Source organism: Chitinimonas sp. BJYL2 (assembly GCF_027257935.1).
GTDB lineage: Bacteria > Pseudomonadota > Gammaproteobacteria > Burkholderiales > Chitinimonadaceae > Chitinimonas.
In genome coordinates this window covers 201485-218390 of sequence record NZ_JANZKW010000004.1, presented here as the reverse complement: position 1 = coordinate 218390, position 16906 = coordinate 201485, and the positions used below count along the sequence as shown (strand labels likewise).

Here is a 16906-nt window from a genome sequence, read left to right as displayed (position 1 = left end):
CAGATGTTGATCACCAGCAAGATGCCGGTCAGCGTTTCCCCAGCGCGGCCTCGATCTTTTTATCGGTTTTGTACTGCGAGAGGGCATAGGCAGCCCAGATTGCGGCGGGTATCCAGCCCAGCACCGTAATTTGCAGGATCAGGCAAAGCAGCCCGGCAAAGGGGCGGCCGATGGTGAAGAACAGCAACCAGGGCAGGATCAGGGCAATCAGCAGGCGCATACGGGCTTCCTAGGTCGTGTAACGCGCTTCCAGTTCGGCGAAAGCGTCTTGATAGGCATCCTGCACGTAAGGCTGGAACAGCGCCAGCACCTGTTTGGCACCCAGTTTGGAGGTGTCTTCCGACAAGGGCTTGTCGGGATGGATGGTCTGCTGGAAGGCGAACCAGAACTTCACCACGATCCAGATATTGGTCGCGAGCGGGCGGATCTGTTTCTGATCCATATTAATGAAGCCAATTGCCGCAAACTGGCCGAGCGCTTGCGCCAGTACAGGCCCCAACTCATCACGCACATAGCGATGGTAATCCTCGCTCAGTTGCGGATTACGGCTCAAGAGGCCGGGCAGATCGTAAAACATGAAGCGGTACTGCCACATGGCGGCAAACGCGGCATCGAGATAACGCCCTAGATCCTCCGGCGCAAGCACGCGGTGTTCCGGGATCTGCAGGTGCGTGCGCATGTACTCCAGATAGTGGCGGAATATCTGGTAGATGATCTCTTCCTTGTTGCGGAAGTGGTAATACAGGTTGCCGGGACTGATGCCCAGGTGCGCCGCGATATGGTTGGTCGTGATCGGGCGCTCGCCATGCTGATTGAACAGGGCGAGGCTTTCTTGAACGATGCGGTCGAAGGTTTTCATGACGGGCTCGGGCCAGTGCGTTGAAACCAGTTTACTACGAGCCGGACGTGACAATGCTGCGTTGCAACATGTTTAACGCGCAGACGCAACAAAAGTGAGGGCTTTTAGGTGCTGAATACAGAGGGGGGAGGGGGTGGCGAGCCCGACCCCCGGCACTTACCTGCATCGCTGTGGCTGCTTCCTTCCGGACCTGACCAGGTTCACGACTTGGCAATGCGGGGAGACCCGCCATGGTTTTTCAACCTGCGCCGCCAGAACGACAACGCAGGCGCATCATACCACTGCGGCTGCGATGGCGTCGAACACCGCTTGGTGCAATCAGCTTGCCGACATTTCGCCCCGCAGGCTGGTTGCTAACAGATCGGCCGGTTCCAGCACTTCGTGCGGCTGCGATAACACGAAGTAGAGCTTGGCAATCGCGGCCTCTGGCGTGATGTCAAGGCCAGATACCAGCCCTGCGCGTGCCAGGATGGAGCCTGCCGCATAATCGCTGCTGGCCTTGCCCGACACACACTGCGTGACATTGAGCAGCACGCTGCCACGCTGGCTGGCATGGGTAAGTGCCGAGATCAGCGCCGTATCGGCATCAGGCGCATTACCGGCGCCGTAGGTTTCCAGCACGACCCCGACCGGAGCGTCGTCGCTGTTCATGATCTGTTCGATCAAGCGTGCCGCAAAGCCGGGGTAGAGCTTGAGGCCGGTGATGGCGAGATCGGCATTGATGCTGTGCGCCTTGAAGGGCTTGGTAGATTTGGGCAGGCACAGTGCCGGATTGAATTCGTAATGGCCCTGTACGCGGCCCAGAATCGGATAGTTGGGGGAACCGAAAGCACCGATCTCCGCCCCCCAGAGCTTGCGGCTGCGGTTACCGCGCAGCAGCTGGCGGTTGAAGGCAACACATACCTCATGCAGACCATCTTCGGTAGCCCAGTGAAATGCATCGACCAGATTCTGCTCGGCATCGTTGGGATGCTCGCACAGCGGCACCATGGAGCCCGTCACAATCACCGGCTTGCCGAGATTTTCGAGCATGAAGCTGAGTGCCGACGCAGTGTAGGCCAGCGTGTCTGTCCCGTGGATGACCACAAAGCCGTCATAGGCCGCGTAGTTGGCCGCGATATCTGCAGCCATCTGGTTCCAGTGGGCGGGCTGCAGATTCGATGAATCGATCAATGGGGCATATTCGCGCAGCGTATAGGCCGGAAAGCCCGGCGTGCGCGTGGCAATGCGCTGCAACTCTGCAGGCAGATAGCCCGGTACCGGGGCGTAACCTTGCGGGGTGGATTGCATGCCGATGGTGCCACCGGCATAGATCACGAACAGACGCTTCTGGGGCATGGTAGCGGGATTCGGTTAAACTCCGCGCTTCTTGAATCCATCGCGCGGCATGGGTTGACCAGTACCGACTTTACCGCGCACTGCCGTACACAGCCAGCCATGAGCATCGTCGACAATCGCAAAGCCTTTCACGACTACTTCATCGAAGAGAAGTACGAGGCCGGCCTCGTCCTTGAAGGATGGGAGGTCAAGGCCATCCGCGCCGGCAAGGTGCAGATCAAGGAAGGCTATGTGGTGTGGCAGAAGGGCGCGTTCTATCTGATCGGCGCGCATATCTCGCCGCTGACCAGCGCCTCCACCCACGTGCTGCCCGACCCTACCCGCAGCCGCAAGCTGCTGCTGAACCAGGCCGAGATCAACAAGCTGATCGGCAAGGTGGAGCGGTCCGGTTACACGCTGGCACCGCTGGACATGCATTACAAGGATGGCCGCATCAAGCTCAGCGTCGGCCTGGCCAAGGGCAAGAAGCTGCACGACAAGCGCGACAGCGAGCGCACCAAGGACGCGCAGCGCGAGATTTCGCGGGCGATGAAAACCCGGCAGCGCTAAGGCGCAGACGGCAGGGCTGAGACCGGTTTCTGGTGTTGCTTGTCGTCAATTTGCACCGGGTCTGGATGGGGATCAGATAATGCTGGATTACCGCTCGCCGGATTGTCTATAACGGGCTAGCCCTCCCGTCGCACCCAGCCTTGGGTATGTGCACGGGCCAGAGGGTGGACAACCGCGCCCATCGATGAGACTGCCCGATCTCGCTACCCTGATACTTGCAGAGTCCCTGATGCTGCTGCAGCTTGCTGCGCTGGTTTTTGTGACCGGCAGGCGGGTGCGCGGTGTGCTCGACGGCCCCTTGCTCTGGTCGCTGGGCTTGCTGGCTTTTGCCTTGACCCAGTTCTGCGTCAGCCTTGAGTGGAATGGTGTACGCCATATCGGCTTGCTGACGGATGTATTGGCGGCCACGGGTTCGGCACTGTTCGTCACCGGGATGCATGATTTTGCGGGTCGGCCGCGGGACTGGCGACCGGTTGGCGGGCTGTGGCTGGCCAATGGGCTGCTCTTTGGTCTGAGTCACCAATTTCTTCCTACCGACTACGCCCGGCCGCTGGTATTCGGGTTGATACAGCTTGCCTATGGCTATCTCTTGATCCGCGCACTGCGCATTCCGGTCAGACCGCAGGAGCGTCTGGGTATCCAGCTGCTCAAGGCGCTGGCGTGGTCTTGGTGTCTGGTCAACGCCTATCGCCTCGTAGTGCGCCTGGCTTACGCGCCCAGTGGCAGCGGCTTCGAGATGCGTGAGCTGGTTTTCTATGTGCTCGTGCTGTTCTTCGGGATCTGGCTCGCCCTGGGGGTCTTGTTGCTGATCCATGAACGGATTGCGGCGGACCTGAGTTTTGCGACGCGGCTGGACCCGCTGACCCAAGCGCTGAACCGCCGTGGTTTTGCCGAGGCCTTGCGTACTGAGAACCGGCGCCTGATCCGCAACTGGGTGCCGACATCGCTGCTGGCAATCGATATCGATCATTTCAAGCAGATCAACGATCGCTTTGGTCACGCGATCGGTGACAAGGCACTGCAGCAGTTTGCCCAGCTGGTACGCGAGGAGCTGCGCGAAGTGGATGTTTTTGCGCGGCTGGGCGGCGAGGAGTTTGCCATCGTGCTGATGCACGCCCCCATGGAAGGCGCCCACGTGGTGGCCGAGCGATTGCGCAAACGGGCGGAGGACTTGGTCTTGCAGTCGGCTGCGGGGCCCGTCTGGTTCACCATCAGCATTGGTATCGCCTCGCTCGGACGCCACGAATGCGAACTTGAGCCCTTGCTCGGCGAGGCCGACAAAGCGCTGTATGCGGCCAAGCAGGCAGGCCGTAATCGTGTCATCGCCGCCACGGTGCTGACACCCGTGCCGGCGTGAGCGGCAGATGACTGACCATACACTCAGGGTGCAGCCGCATTGATGCTTAGCCTGCCCACCCTGCTCCTGTTGCTGGTCTGCCTTACCTGCCTGATCACGGTGCTGCTGGTGGTGGCGGCAACGTTCTCGGATCGCAGTCCCGAACTGCGGCTGTGGGCTGCCGGCAATGTGGCGGTGAGCATTGGCATGGTGACCAACGGTCTGGACAGCGAGTTGATTCCGCCGTGGCTGGGGATCGTGGTCGCCAATGCCTTGCTGGCCGGCGGGCAGTGCGTGATCGTGAGCGGCATGCGGGCGTTTCTGGGGCTGAAGACACCCGCCAGCGTGATCGTGGGTATCAGCCTGTTCTCCGCCTTGTTCTGTGCCTACTACTTTTACCTGGAGCCCAGCGTGCATGCCCGCATGCTCTTCTCCTCGTTCATGTACGGCGCAATCAATCTTTACGGTGCCTGGACTTTGCGCACCCGTATGGAGATGCCGCTGATCGTCGCGACCCGCACGACGGCCATCGGTTTTCTGGTCATGGGTGGTGCCTTGTTGGTGCGCGGCGTGTACTACCTGTATTTCCCCATCGCGCGTTATGACGATGCCGCACGGCAAATGCTGTTCATCACCATCCTGCTCGCGGTGATGGCGCAGATTGCCATCGCCTTTGGCGGTATTCTCATGGTGACTTACCGCTATGCCGGGGAAATGAAGCGCTTGTCCCGCCATGATGCACTGACGGGCGCGCTAAACCGGGCGGGTATCACCCGCCATGCCTTGGCTGCGCTCAAGCGTGGCATGCAAAAGCAGGCGGATATTGGCGTGCTGCTGATCGATGTGGATCACTTCAAGCAGATCAATGATCGCTATGGTCACCCGACTGGCGACCAGGTATTGCGCCAACTGGTCGATGTCATCAATGCACAGATTCGCCCTAATGATCGGCTCGGTCGTTTTGGTGGCGAGGAGTTTCTGGTAGTGCTCGACGGCGCGGGCCCGCGTGAAGTCGAGATTGCCGCGGAGCGCTTGCGTCAGACGGTGGAAGACTGTCCGGCCGTGGCAGAGGGCAAGCCGATTGCCTACACGATCAGCATCGGCACGGTAACCAGCCGGGAAGTGGGTTACGGCTTTGAGCGTCTGGTGGCCGAGGCCGACGCGGCCTTGTACGAGGCTAAACAGACGGGTCGCAACCGGGTCTGCATGGCGCGCTCGCCACTTGTCGGCAAGCGCCCGGCGGATTGAGTCGGCCCCCGCCGTATGCATCGCGCCGGTCTTGGCGCGATTATGGGTTAAAATACAAGGCTTTCTACCCGCCGAAAGCCTGCCGCCATGGATAAAGTCCTCATCCTCGATTTCGGTTCGCAAGTTGCCCAGCTGATCGCGCGCCGTGTGCGCGAGGCGCATGTGTACTGTGAACTGCACCCGTTCGACATGAGCATGGCGGATATCCGCGCCTTCAACCCCAAGGCCATCATTCTCTCTGGCGGCCCCAATTCTGTTTATGAAAGCGACTACCAGGCTGACCCGGCGCTGTTTGCCCTGGGCGTGCCGGTACTGGGTATTTGCTATGGCATGCAATGGATGGCGCAATCGCTGGGTGGCAAGGTAGAGAGTGGCGACAAGCGCGAGTTCGGTTATGCCGAGATCCGCGCACGCGGCCATTCGCAGTTGTTCAATGGCCTGCAGGACCGGACCAACGCCGAGGGCCATGGACTCCTGGATGTGTGGATGAGCCACGGCGACAAGGTCACCGCCATGCCGGCCGGTTTTGGCGTGATTGCCGAAACACCGTCCTGCCCCATCGCCGCCATGGCCGATGAGACCCGCAAGTTCTATGCGGTGCAGTTCCACCCTGAAGTCACTCATACCAAGCGCGGTACCGACATGCTGCACCGCTTTGTGCTCGGCATTGCCGGTTGCCAGCCAAGCTGGACCATGCCCAACTACATCGACGAAGCCGTGCAGAAGATTCGCGAGCAGGTGGGCAATGAGGAAGTCATCCTCGGTCTCTCGGGCGGCGTGGATTCGAGCGTGGCCGCTGCGCTGATCCACCGTGCGATTGGCGATCAGCTGACCTGTGTATTTGTGGACCACGGCCTCTTGCGCCTCAACGAAGGCGATATGGTCATGGACATGTTCGCGCGCGGTTTAGGCGTGAAGGTGATCCGTGTCGATGCGCGTGAGCAGTTCATGGGCCATCTGGCCGGTGTGACGGATCCCGAAGCCAAGCGCAAGATCATCGGTCGTGAGTTCGTGGAAGTGTTCCAGGCAGAAGCCAAGAAGCTGCCCGCCGCCAAGTGGCTGGCGCAAGGCACCATCTACCCCGATGTGATCGAATCGGCCGGAGCCAAGACCAAGAAGGCGCATGCCATCAAGAGCCACCACAATGTGGGTGGCCTCCCCGAAACGCTGAATCTCAAGCTGCTGGAACCGCTGCGTGACTTGTTCAAGGACGAAGTGCGCGAACTCGGTGTGGCGCTGGGTCTGTCCCATGAAATGGTCTACCGCCATCCGTTCCCCGGCCCGGGTCTGGGCGTACGTATCCTTGGTGAGGTGAAGGGCGAATATGCCAGCCTTCTGCAGCGCGCCGATGCAATTTTCATTGAAGAGTTGCGCAATACGGTGGACGAGCACAGCGGCAAGACATGGTACGACCTCACCAGCCAAGCGTTTGCCGTGTTCCTGCCGGTGAAGTCCGTGGGCGTGATGGGCGACGGCCGCACCTACGAGTGGGTGGTTGCGCTGCGTGCCGTGGTCACCAGCGATTTCATGACCGCACACTGGGCCGAATTGCCATACAGCCTGCTGGGCCGTGTATCGAACCGCATCATCAATGAAGTGCGTGGCATCAACCGGGTCGTGTATGACGTGAGTGGCAAGCCGCCTGCAACTATCGAGTGGGAATGATGACCGTGTAGGAAAGGTCACTTTCTTGCCCGCAAAAACAAAGCCCCGATGCGTTGCGTCGGGGCTTTGTTTTTGCGCAGGTCCGTGAACTGCCTGCGGACCTGTTGCTGGGGACCTTGGTGTTAACGTGACCCGGCAATACCCACCGGTGTCGTTGGTGCCGGCAACATGCGCAGAATGGGCTGCAAGATGCGGTCAGCATCATCGTCGCGGTAACCGTTCTTCATGATGCGACGTAGTACCTTGATCGCCAGATGCAACTCATCGGCATTGCGGCACGACCGGATCTGGTCCTGCAGGGCCTGACTCACCGGCCCCGGAATCAATGCCGCCACCCCCAGCATTTTCTCGGCGGCAGTTTGCGACTTGCCGGTGAGACCCACCGATGCCTCTGGCACACTGGGTGCGGCCGGGACCGGCTCGGAGACGCCGGGCTCATCAATTTGTTTACCAACCTCTTCCAGTGCCTGAGCCAGTAAGGCGGCGGTGGCAGCGCGCGCACTGGGCTCGGCCTCGGCACTGATCTTGGTGGCGGACTTGCTGGCAAGAGGGGGCAGCGGGATATCGATATCGAGTTGCGGGGCCGGTGTTTCGGTTCCCGGCACGATCTCGATCAGCCCCAGTTCGGTAAGCTTGTCGAGGCTGTCTTCCGGGGTGCCCAGCGTCTGCATCAGGGCCAGCAGGGCATCGCGATCGCGCTGGCCATCGACTTGCAGCAACAGTGCCCTCAAGCGCGGCGGGATGCGAACACCGCCCTCGCGGTTCTGCAGGGTGTGCTGACCAGCTTCGGTTTTGCGCAGGATGACGGGCATGTCCAGTGAGTCCTTTTGATACGTGAACCGCGCCACATAATGTGGCGCGGCCAGATTATCGCAAGTCTGTGACTGTTTGCGTGCCGTCGAGTTGCTGCACAGGTCAATTACTGACCGGGAACCCTGACCCAGCCTTCCATCAGCACCCGCGCGCTGCGGCTCATGATGGCGCGTTTAACTGTCCATTGCCCATTTTCCAGCGAGGCTTCGGCCCCGACACGCAAGGTGCCTGAAGGATGACCAAAACGCACGGCTTCGCGCGCGCCACCACCGGCCGCCAGATTGACCAGCGTGCCCGGAATCGCCGCCGCCGTACCGATAGCCACGGCGCAGGTACCCATCATGGCGTGGTGCAATTTGCCCATCGATAGCGCGCGCACCAGCAGGTCGATGTTGGTCGCTTCCACCGGTTTGCCGCTCGATGCCTTGTAGCTGGCCGGCGGTGCCACGAAGGCGATCTTGGGGGTGTGCTGCCGTTGCACGGCTTCGCTCAGGTCCTTGATCAAACCCATGCGCAGTGCGGCGTGTGCCCGCAGGGTTTCAAAGCGGGCGAGGGCGGCGGTATCGCCGTTGATATCGTCCTGCAGCTCGGTGCCGGTGTAGCCGATATCGGCCGCATTGAAGAACACGGTCGGGATGCCGGCGGTGATCATGGTGACCTTGAAGGTGCCGATGCCGGGCACGTCCAGTTCATCGACCAGATTGCCGGTCGGGAACATCGCGCCGCCACCCTCGCCATCGTCCTCGTCGGCCGGGTCGATGAATTCGAGCACCACTTCGGCCGAGGGGAAGGTCACGCCATCGAGCTCGAAGTCCCCCGTTTCCTGAACTGCGCCGTCGCTCACGGGCACATGGGCAATGATGGTCTTGCCGATATTGGCCTGCCAGATGCGCACGGTGCAGATGCCGTTCTGTGGCACGCGGCTGGTATCAACCAAGCCATTGCTGATGGCGAACGAACCGACGGCCGAGGTGATGTTGCCGCAGTTGCCGCTCCAGTCGATCATCGGTTTGTCGATGCTGACCTGGCCGAACAGATAGTCCACATCGTGATCGGGCCGGCTGCTTTTGCTCAACAGCACGACCTTGCTGGTGCTTGATGTGGCACCGCCCATCCCGTCGGTGTGCTTGCCGTAAGGGTCGGGGCTGCCGATCACGCGCAGCAGCAGGGCGTCGCGCGCGGCACCGGGCTGACGGGCGGCTTCGGGCAGATCGTCCACCTTGAACAGGACGCCTTTGCTGGTGCCGCCACGCATATAGGTGGCGGGAATCTTGATCTGGGGAGCGTGGGGCATGATCAGGCGGCCTGGTTGGTGGCAAGGAAATCCTGCGCGAAGCGCTGCAGCACCCCGCCGGCTTCGTAAATGGACACTTCCTCGTTGCTGTCGAGGCGGCAGGTAACCGGTACGTCCACGCGCTCGCCATTGCGGCGGTGGATGACCAGCGTAAGCGTGGCACGCGGCTGGCGTTCGCCGATCACATCAAACGTCTCGGTGCCGTCGAGTGCCAGCGTCAGGCGATTGGTGCCCGGCTTGAATTCCAGCGGCAGCACGCCCATGCCGATCAGATTGGTGCGGTGGATGCGCTCGAAGCCTTCGGCGACGATGGCTTCCACCCCGGCAAGACGTACACCCTTGGCGGCCCAGTCGCGCGAGCTACCCTGGCCGTAATCGGCCCCGGCGATCACGATCAGCGGCTGCTTGCGATCCATATAGGTTTCAATCGCTTCCCACATGCGCATTACCTTGCCTTCGGGTTCCACGCGGGCCAGTGAGCCGCGTTTGACGGCGCCATCCACCACCGCCATCTCATTCGACAGCGTCGGGTTCGCAAAGGTGGCGCGCTGGGTGGTCAGGTGATCGCCGCGGTGGGTGGCGTAGGAATTGAAGTCTTCCTCGGGCAAGCCCATCTTGGCCAGATACTCGCCAGCAGCGCTGCCCGGCATGATGGCGTTCGAGGGCGACAGATGGTCGGTGGTGATGTTGTCGCCCAGCAGCGCCAGCGGCCGCATGCCCTTGAGTGTACGCTCGCCGGCCAGAGCGCCTTCCCAATAGGGCGGGCGGCGGATATAGGTCGATTGCGCACGCCAGTCGTATAGCGGCGAGGCGGCCTTCTCGCTGGCGCGTTTTTCGAACATCGGTACATAAATCTGGTTGAACTGCGCGGGCTTCACGGCTTTGGCGACCAGGGCGTCGATTTCTTCATCGCTGGGCCACAAGTCCTTGAGGCGGATTTCGCGGCCATCGACCACGCCGAGCACATCCTGTTCGATATCGAAACGCACCGTGCCCGCAATGGCGTAGGCCACCACCAGCGGCGGTGAGGCCAGGAAGGCTTGCTTGGCATAGGGGTGGATGCGGCCATCGAAATTGCGGTTGCCGGAGAGAACTGCGGTGGCGTACAGATCGCGATCGATGATTTCTTGCTGAATCTTCGGATCGAGCGCGCCCGACATGCCGTTACAGGTTGTACAGGCAAAGGCCACGATGCCAAAGCCCAGCGCTTCCAGATCGCCCAGCAGGCCGGCCTCCTTCAGATACAGCTCCACTACCTTGGAGCCCGGTGCCAGTGAGGACTTGACCCAAGGCTTGCGCACCAAGCCGAGCTTGCGTGCATTGCGAGCCAAGAGGCCGGCGGCGATCACATTGCGCGGGTTGGAGGTGTTGGTGCAGCTGGTAATGGCGGCGATGATCACCGCGCCATCCGGCATCTGCCCTGCAGCTTCCTGCGCACGGGCTTTGTCCAGATCGACGGCAATGCCGTGCTCGGCCAGCGCGCTGGTCGGCAGGCGCTTGTGCGGGTTGCTCGGGCCGGCCATGTTGCGGACCACGGTGGACAAGTCGAACGTCAGCACCCGCTCGTATTCGGCGCTGGCAAGACTATCGGCCCACAGGCCGGCTTGCTTGGCATAGGTTTCGACGAGTTTGAGCTGCGCGTCGCTGCGGCCGGTGAGGCGCAGGTAAGCCAGTGTCTGCTCATCAATCGCAAACATCGCGGCCGTGGCGCCGTATTCAGGGGCCATGTTCGAGATGGTCGCGCGGTCGCCAATCGTCAGGCTGGCGGCACCATCGCCGTAAAACTCCAGATAAGCACCGACCACCTTCTGCTGGCGCAGGAACTCGGTCAGCGCCAGCACGATATCGGTGGCGGTAATGCCGGGCTGGCGGCGACCGGTGAGTTCGACGCCGACGATGTCCGGCAGGCGCATCCACGAGGCACGGCCCAGCATCACGTTTTCGGCTTCCAGGCCGCCCACGCCTAGGGCAATGACGCCAAGCGCATCCACATGCGGGGTGTGCGAGTCGGTACCCACGCAGGTGTCGGGGTAGGCCACGCCCCGGCCACCATCAATCGATTCGGCGTGGATGACCGGCGACATTTTCTCCAGATTGATCTGGTGCATGATGCCGTTGCCAGCCGGGATCACATCCACGTTATCGAAGGCCGTCTTGGTCCATTCGATGAAGTGAAAGCGGTCTTCATTGCGGCGGTCTTCAATCGCGCGGTTCTTGGCAAACGCATCGGGGTCGAAGCCACCGCATTCCACGGCGAGCGAGTGGTCCACAATCAGCTGCACCGGTACCACCGGGTTCACCTTGGCCGCATCGCCACCCTGATCGGCAATCGCATCGCGCAGGCCGGCCAGGTCCACCAGCGCGGTCTGGCCGAGGATGTCGTGGCAGACCACGCGCGCCGGGAACCAAGGGAAGTCGAGGTCGCGGCGGCGTTCGATGAGCTGCGACAGGTAGGCCGTGAGTTTTTCCGGCTCGGCCTTACGGACGATGTTCTCGGCATGGATACGGGCGGTGTAGGGCAGCTTGGCCCACGCGCCGGCCTGGATGGTATCGACGGCTTCGCGGGCGTCGAAATAGTCGAGCGACGTGCCGGGCAGGGGTTTGCGGTATGCGGTGTTCATGGTTCACCTGGTCAGGTTTGCCCGCTAGGCCGAGCGGGCGAGCAATGTTTCGCTCCCTTCCCCTGCAAGCAGGAGAAGGGAGAGTCTGAATCAGCGCTTCTCGATGGAGACAAACGCCAGATCCTCCGGCCCCGTGTAGTTCGCGCTCGGGCGGATGATCTTGCCGTCGATACGCTGTTCGATCACATGCGCGCTCCAGCCACTGGTGCGGGCAATGACGAACAGCGGGGTGAACATGGCGGTCGGCACGCCCATCATGTGGTAGCTGACGGCGCTGAACCAATCGAGGTTGGGGAACATCTTCTTGATGTCCCACATCGTGGATTCAAGTCGCTCGGCAATGTCGTACATCTTGGTATTACGGGCCTCATCCGACAGCGACTTGGCCACGCGCTTGATCACCACATTGCGCGGGTCGCTGATCGTGTAGACCGGGTGGCCAAAGCCGATCACCACCTCCTTGCGTTCGACCCGGGCGCGGATATCGGCCTCGGCTTCATCGGGTGTGTTGTAGCGCTTCTGGATTTCGAAGGCGACTTCGTTGGCACCACCATGCTTGGGGCCACGCAGTGCGCCGATCGCGCCGGTGATGGCGCTGTGCATGTCCGAGCCCGTGCCGGCAATCACGCGGGCGGTAAAGGTGGAGGCGTTGAATTCGTGCTCGGCGTACAGGATCAGCGAGGTGTGCATGGCGCGAACCCAGCTATCGCGCGGCTTCTCACCATGCAGCAGGTGCAGGAAATGGCCGCCGATGCTGTCGTCGTCGGTTTCCACCTCGATGCGCTTGCCGTTATGGCTGTAGTGATACCAGTACAGCAGCATCGAACCCAGCGATGCCATCAGCTTGTCGGCAATGTCGCGCGCGCCGGCGATGTTGTGGTCGTCCTTCTCAGGCAGCGCGCAGCCCAGTGCCGATACGCCCGAGCGCATCACATCCATCGGGTGGGCGGCAGCCGGCGTGGCTTCGAGCACGGCTTTGACGCTGGCAGGCAGGCCGCGCAGCGACTTGAGCTTGAGCTTGTAGCCGGTCAGTTCGGCGGTATTGGGCAGTTTGCCGTGCACGAGCAGGTAGGCAATCTCTTCAAACTCGCAGGCTTCGGCCACATCCAGAATGTCGTAACCGCGGTAGTGCAGATCGTTGCCGCTGCGGCCCACGGTGCACAGGGCGGTATTGCCGGCGGCAACACCCGAGAGGGCGACAGACTTCTTCGGCTTGGGCAGGACTTGCTCGGTCATGGTGTGTCTCCAGAGTTATTTTGAGAGTGCCGACGGTGCCGTCGGGCAGTTGATTTCGAGTCGCAACCCGCAGGTGTCGCGGAAGAAAAGCTGGGTCTGGCCGCTGTGATCGGCAGGCTTGATGTCATAAGCAATGCCTGCCGTATGCAGACGGGCCAGCAGCGGGTCCAGATCAGTCGCCGCAAACGCAATGTGGTTAAGCATGCCGGTGGGGCTGGGGCCGTCGCTGCCACGTACGCTCACATGCACGAGCGGCGCGCCGCCCGCATACAGCCAGTAGCCCGATGAGGACAAACCCGGTCGCGGCCCGACCTCAAAACCCAGCACATCGCAATAGAACGCGCGCACGGTCTCGACCTGATCGGCCGGCACCCAGAGGTTGTAGTGATCGAGCCGGCAGATGCTCATGGCTGGCCTTTGCGCTTGCGGTACAACACATGCGCTTGCAGCGGATGGCCGGCCTCAAGGAAGGGATGGTTGAAATCGTCAGCCGGATTGCGTGTCATGCCGATGCGTTCCATCACGGCGCGCGAAGGTGTGTTCGTCACCGTGGTCATGGCGACGATTTCGTCCAGACCCAGCTGTTCAAAGCCGTAATCCAGGCACAGGCGTGCTGCTTCGCTGGCGTACCCCTTGCCCCAGGTAGCGCGGCTGAGTCGCCAGCCGATTTCCACGCAGGGCGTGAAGGGGGTTTCGTAGCTTGTGCGCAGCAGGCCCACAAAGCCGGCAAAGTCAGCCACGCCAGGGATCTCCAGCGCCCAGAAAGTGAAGCCGTGTTGCTCGGCATGGGCACGAATGCGCCCCGCTTCGCCCAGCGCTTGTTCCTCGCTGAGCGTGCCGTTGAAATAGCGGCGCACCTCGGGGTCGGCATTCATTGCCACCCAGGCGGGCAGGTCGCTATCGCGCCAGTCGCGGACGATGACGCGCTGACCACGCAGCTCGAATGCCATGGTCAAACCTTGCCTTCGGCGGCGAACAGCGCGTCCAGCTTCTGCTCGTAGACGTGGTAGCCCAGGTGGTCGTACAGCTCCATGCGCGTCTGCATGGTGTCGAGCACATTCTGCTGCGTGCCTTCGCGAGCGATATGCTCATACACATTCAGCTGCGCCTTGGCACCGGCGCGGAAGGCGCTGAGCGGATACAGCATCATGCTCACACCCACGCTGCCCAGCTGATCGCGTGTGAACAACGGGGTCTTGCCGAATTCGGTGATATTGGCGAGCACCGGCACCTTCACCGCATCCGCAAAGGCTTGGTACATCTCTAGGCTTTCCATGGCTTCGGGGAAGATCATGTCGGCACCTGCCTCCACGCAACGGCAGGCACGGTCGATGGCGGCTTGCAGGCCTTCTACGGCCAGTGCATCGGTGCGGGCCATGATCACGAAGTCCGGATCGGTCTTGGCATCGACGGCGGCTTTGACACGGTCAACCATCTCTTCAGCCGACACAATCGCCTTGCCGGGGCGGTGGCCGCAACGCTTGGCCAGCACCTGGTCTTCGATATGCACTGCACCTGCGCCGGCGCGGATCATCTCCCGCACAGTGCGGGCGATGTTGAAGGCGCCGCCCCAGCCAGTATCAATGTCCACCAGCACCGGCAGATCGGTGCGATCGGTAATCCGGCGTACATCGATCAGCACGTCTTCCAGCGTGGTAATACCCAGATCGGGGATGCCGCAGGAGCTGGCGGCAACACCGCCACCCGATACATACAGCGCCTTGTGGCCCGAGTGTTCGGCGAGGATGGCGGCGTAGGCATTGATGGCGCCGACAATCTGCAACGGCTTTTCAGTGGCAACAGCCTGGCGGAAGCGGGCACCGGCGGAACGTGCGGACATGGGGGTGTCTCCTGATGAAGTAGACCGAGGTGTTGCAAAAGCCTTGCCAGCAGCACGCGAGCAAGCGCAGACAAGGTGGAAAAGCCTTGCGATTCATCAGCATAGTGTGCGCTAAGGGTGCCATGGCAAGGACTCTCTCAGCATGGCTTTGTTTCATAATGAAACGGTCGCCATGTTACATTGTGAAACATGAAACATGCCGCCATGCCCAGAATTGCCGCTGTTGCCACGCGGGGCCTTGCCGAATTGATACGCCGCCAGCTGCCGGAGTTTCGTGGCCGCGCGGAAGTCAGCCTGATTGAGCGTTCGGGCGACGAGGCTGTGGATGTGATCCAGGGCCTGGTCCGATCCGGTCTTGTCGATGCCGTGATTGCTGCCGGGCAAACAGCCGAGAGGTTGCGCACGCAGCTGGCCATTCCGGTCAGTCCCATCCCGGTGGCTGGCTACGACATCCTCCACGCCTTGGCGCGCGCCAGCGAGCTGGCGCCACGGATTGTGCTGCTCACCCGCAGCCGACTCGCTGAATCGCTGGTTGCGCTCAGGCCGCTGCTGCGCCCGGATGTGAATGCGCTTGTCTACGACCGCGATGACGAAGCACGGCAACTGCTCCGGGATATGGCTCAGCATGATCGGCCGGTGATTGTGGGTTCCAGCCAGATCGTGCATCTAGCCCGAGAGGCGGGTTTGCCGGCCGTACTCGTGTATTCGGCTGGGTCGATCGCTGTGGCGCTGGAAGCGGCGCTTGAACTCGTTCGTGTGGCACGCGCCGAGGAAGCCAAGCGGCGCCGGCTGGATCACATTCTGGAGAGTTTGTCCGAAGGCGTGGTGGCGGTCGATGCCGACGAGCGCGTACAAACGCTGAATCCGGCACTCGCCCGCTTGTTGGGGGTGTCGCCTGCCTGGGCGGCGGGGCGTCGCCTGTCGGATATCGAACCCCTGTTGTCGCTTGCTGCCGTGATACGCGACGGTGAAGCGCGCCGGGACGAGGTCACGCAGCTGGCCGGCCGACCACTGGTCACACAGCGCCTGCCGCTACGTGAAGGGGATGTCACGGTGGGAGCAGTGCTGACCCTCCAGGACGCCACCGCCATTGAACGCGCGGAGCGCAGCCTGCGGGTGGCAGATCGTCGCAGAGCGTTTCGGGCGCGTTACCGCCTTGAGGATGTGATAGGCGAGTCACCGGCCATCGTCGCAGCTCGCGTGCTTGCGCAGAGCTACGCCGAATCAGATGCAGCAGTCTTGATTGAAGGGGGCTCTGGCACCGGTAAGGAACTGTTTGCACAGGGTATCCATCTGGCTTCGCGTCGTGCTGTTGCACCATTTGTGGCGCTCAATTGCGCCGCGTTTCCCGAGCAATTGCTGGAATCCGAACTGTTTGGTTATGAGGATGGTGCGTTCACCGGCTCGCGTCGTGGCGGCAAGCCGGGCCTGATCGAACTGGCGAATCGCGGCACGTTGTTTCTGGATGAAATCGGCGACATGCCGCTGCCGTTGCAGACCCGGCTGTTGCGCGTGCTTCAGGAGCGTGAGGTGCTGCGGCTTGGGGGCGGTGAGCCCGTGCCTGTCGATGTGCGCATCATCGCCGCTACGCATGCGGACTTGCGCCGCAGCGTGGGGGAGGGGCGCTTCCGTGCTGATTTGTACTACCGGCTCAATATCCTGAGCCTGAGACTGCCCGCTTTGGCGGAGCGCGGCGAGGATCTGCGACTGCTTGCCGGCCGGTTGGCGCGAGACGCCATGCATCGAGCGGGGGCGACCCAAGGTGTGGATGCCCTGCTTGCACCTTTGCTGGAAGCTGCGCGCAGTTACCCTTGGCCGGGCAATGTGCGTGAGCTGCAGAATGTCATCGAGCGGCTTGCAGTTGCACTCCGTGGGCGCGTGGGTCTTGACCAGGAGCACATACGCCAGCTCGTACCCGAGCTGGCATTGTCACCGGCGACACCTGTCGTCGCGCAGAGTCGCCAGAGCCGCCGCGCCATGGCTGAGCAGGCGCTGGCGGCGGCGCGCGGCGATCGGGCTGGCGCGGCGAAGCAACTTGGGATCAGCCGGACCACGCTTTGGCGCTGGCTGGGCGAACCGACCTGAGTGGGCCTGCTCGCCATGCAAG

The 16906-nt window shown here is 62.0% G+C and carries 15 protein-coding genes and 1 other RNA gene; 5 read left to right on the top strand and 11 right to left on the bottom strand.

The features are described 5' to 3' along the window. Positions 1-28 precede the first annotated feature (28 nt). The 4 genes from O9X62_RS13060 to O9X62_RS13045 all read right to left on the bottom strand — a co-directional run bounded on the left by O9X62_RS13060 (position 29) and on the right by O9X62_RS13045 (position 2197). Positions 29-220, bottom strand: coding sequence for a YqaE/Pmp3 family membrane protein (locus O9X62_RS13060; protein ID WP_269533337.1), 192 nt, complete (start codon positions 218-220; stop codon positions 29-31). Positions 221-229: 9 nt separating this feature from the next. Then, the gene (locus tag O9X62_RS13055; protein WP_269533336.1) at positions 230-859 is read right to left on the bottom strand and encodes a TetR/AcrR family transcriptional regulator; all 630 of its coding nucleotides are present in this window, start codon (positions 857-859) and stop codon (positions 230-232) included. Between the two features lie 132 nt (positions 860-991). Beyond that, an RNA gene (ffs, locus tag O9X62_RS13050) (signal recognition particle sRNA small type) lies at positions 992-1089 on the bottom strand. 88 nt (positions 1090-1177) lie between these two features. Next, positions 1178-2197, bottom strand: coding sequence for an asparaginase domain-containing protein (locus O9X62_RS13045; protein ID WP_269533335.1), 1020 nt, complete (start codon positions 2195-2197; stop codon positions 1178-1180). A 99-nt stretch (positions 2198-2296) separates the two neighbouring features. Between O9X62_RS13045 and smpB the strand changes: the two genes are divergently transcribed. The 4 genes from smpB to guaA all read left to right on the top strand — a co-directional run bounded on the left by smpB (position 2297) and on the right by guaA (position 6995). Then, complete coding sequence (gene smpB / locus O9X62_RS13040) at positions 2297-2746, top strand: SsrA-binding protein SmpB (RefSeq protein WP_269533334.1); 450 nt, start codon at positions 2297-2299, stop codon at positions 2744-2746. A 184-nt stretch (positions 2747-2930) separates the two neighbouring features. Next, a complete protein-coding gene (locus O9X62_RS13035; protein ID WP_269533333.1) occupies positions 2931-4103 on the top strand; it encodes a diguanylate cyclase in 1173 nt (390 codons plus the stop codon). A gap of 42 nt (positions 4104-4145) precedes the next feature. Then, positions 4146-5330 (top strand): GGDEF domain-containing protein, encoded by a 1185-nt coding sequence (locus O9X62_RS13030; RefSeq protein WP_269533332.1) that lies wholly within the window; start codon positions 4146-4148, stop codon positions 5328-5330. An 87-nt stretch (positions 5331-5417) separates the two neighbouring features. Further along, positions 5418-6995, top strand: coding sequence for a glutamine-hydrolyzing GMP synthase (gene guaA / locus O9X62_RS13025; RefSeq protein WP_269533331.1), 1578 nt, complete (start codon positions 5418-5420; stop codon positions 6993-6995). A gap of 122 nt (positions 6996-7117) precedes the next feature. On the opposite strand, the gene O9X62_RS13020 is transcribed toward guaA, so the two are convergent. From O9X62_RS13020 to prpB, 7 genes are all read right to left on the bottom strand, one after another. Next, entirely contained in the window at positions 7118-7807 is a 690-nt protein-coding gene (locus O9X62_RS13020) for a hypothetical protein (RefSeq protein WP_269533330.1), read from the bottom strand. 107 nt (positions 7808-7914) lie between these two features. Then, positions 7915-9102 carry a 2-methylaconitate cis-trans isomerase PrpF gene (prpF, locus tag O9X62_RS13015; protein ID WP_269533329.1) on the bottom strand — a complete coding sequence of 396 codons (1188 nt, stop codon included), beginning with the start codon at positions 9100-9102 and terminating at the stop codon, positions 7915-7917. 2 nt (positions 9103-9104) lie between these two features. Next, on the bottom strand, positions 9105-11723 hold the full coding sequence (gene acnD / locus O9X62_RS13010) for a Fe/S-dependent 2-methylisocitrate dehydratase AcnD (RefSeq protein WP_269533328.1): 2619 nt from the start codon (positions 11721-11723) through the stop codon (positions 9105-9107). A 90-nt stretch (positions 11724-11813) separates the two neighbouring features. Next, on the bottom strand, positions 11814-12959 hold the full coding sequence (gene prpC, locus O9X62_RS13005; RefSeq protein ID WP_269533326.1) for a 2-methylcitrate synthase: 1146 nt from the start codon (positions 12957-12959) through the stop codon (positions 11814-11816). A gap of 15 nt (positions 12960-12974) precedes the next feature. Continuing rightward, the gene (locus O9X62_RS13000) at positions 12975-13367 is read right to left on the bottom strand and encodes a VOC family protein (protein ID WP_269533325.1); all 393 of its coding nucleotides are present in this window, start codon (positions 13365-13367) and stop codon (positions 12975-12977) included. Beyond that, complete coding sequence (locus O9X62_RS12995; protein ID WP_269533324.1) at positions 13364-13909, bottom strand: GNAT family N-acetyltransferase; 546 nt, start codon at positions 13907-13909, stop codon at positions 13364-13366. The genes O9X62_RS13000 and O9X62_RS12995 overlap by 4 nt, the downstream gene beginning before the upstream one ends. 2 nt (positions 13910-13911) lie before the next feature. Beyond that, on the bottom strand, positions 13912-14799 hold the full coding sequence (gene prpB / locus O9X62_RS12990) for a methylisocitrate lyase (RefSeq protein WP_269533323.1): 888 nt from the start codon (positions 14797-14799) through the stop codon (positions 13912-13914). 204 nt (positions 14800-15003) lie between these two features. On the opposite strand from prpB, the gene prpR reads away from it, so the two are divergent. Beyond that, entirely contained in the window at positions 15004-16884 is a 1881-nt protein-coding gene (gene prpR / locus O9X62_RS12985; RefSeq protein WP_269533322.1) for a propionate catabolism operon regulatory protein PrpR, read from the top strand. The last annotated feature ends 22 nt before the right edge of the window (positions 16885-16906 follow it).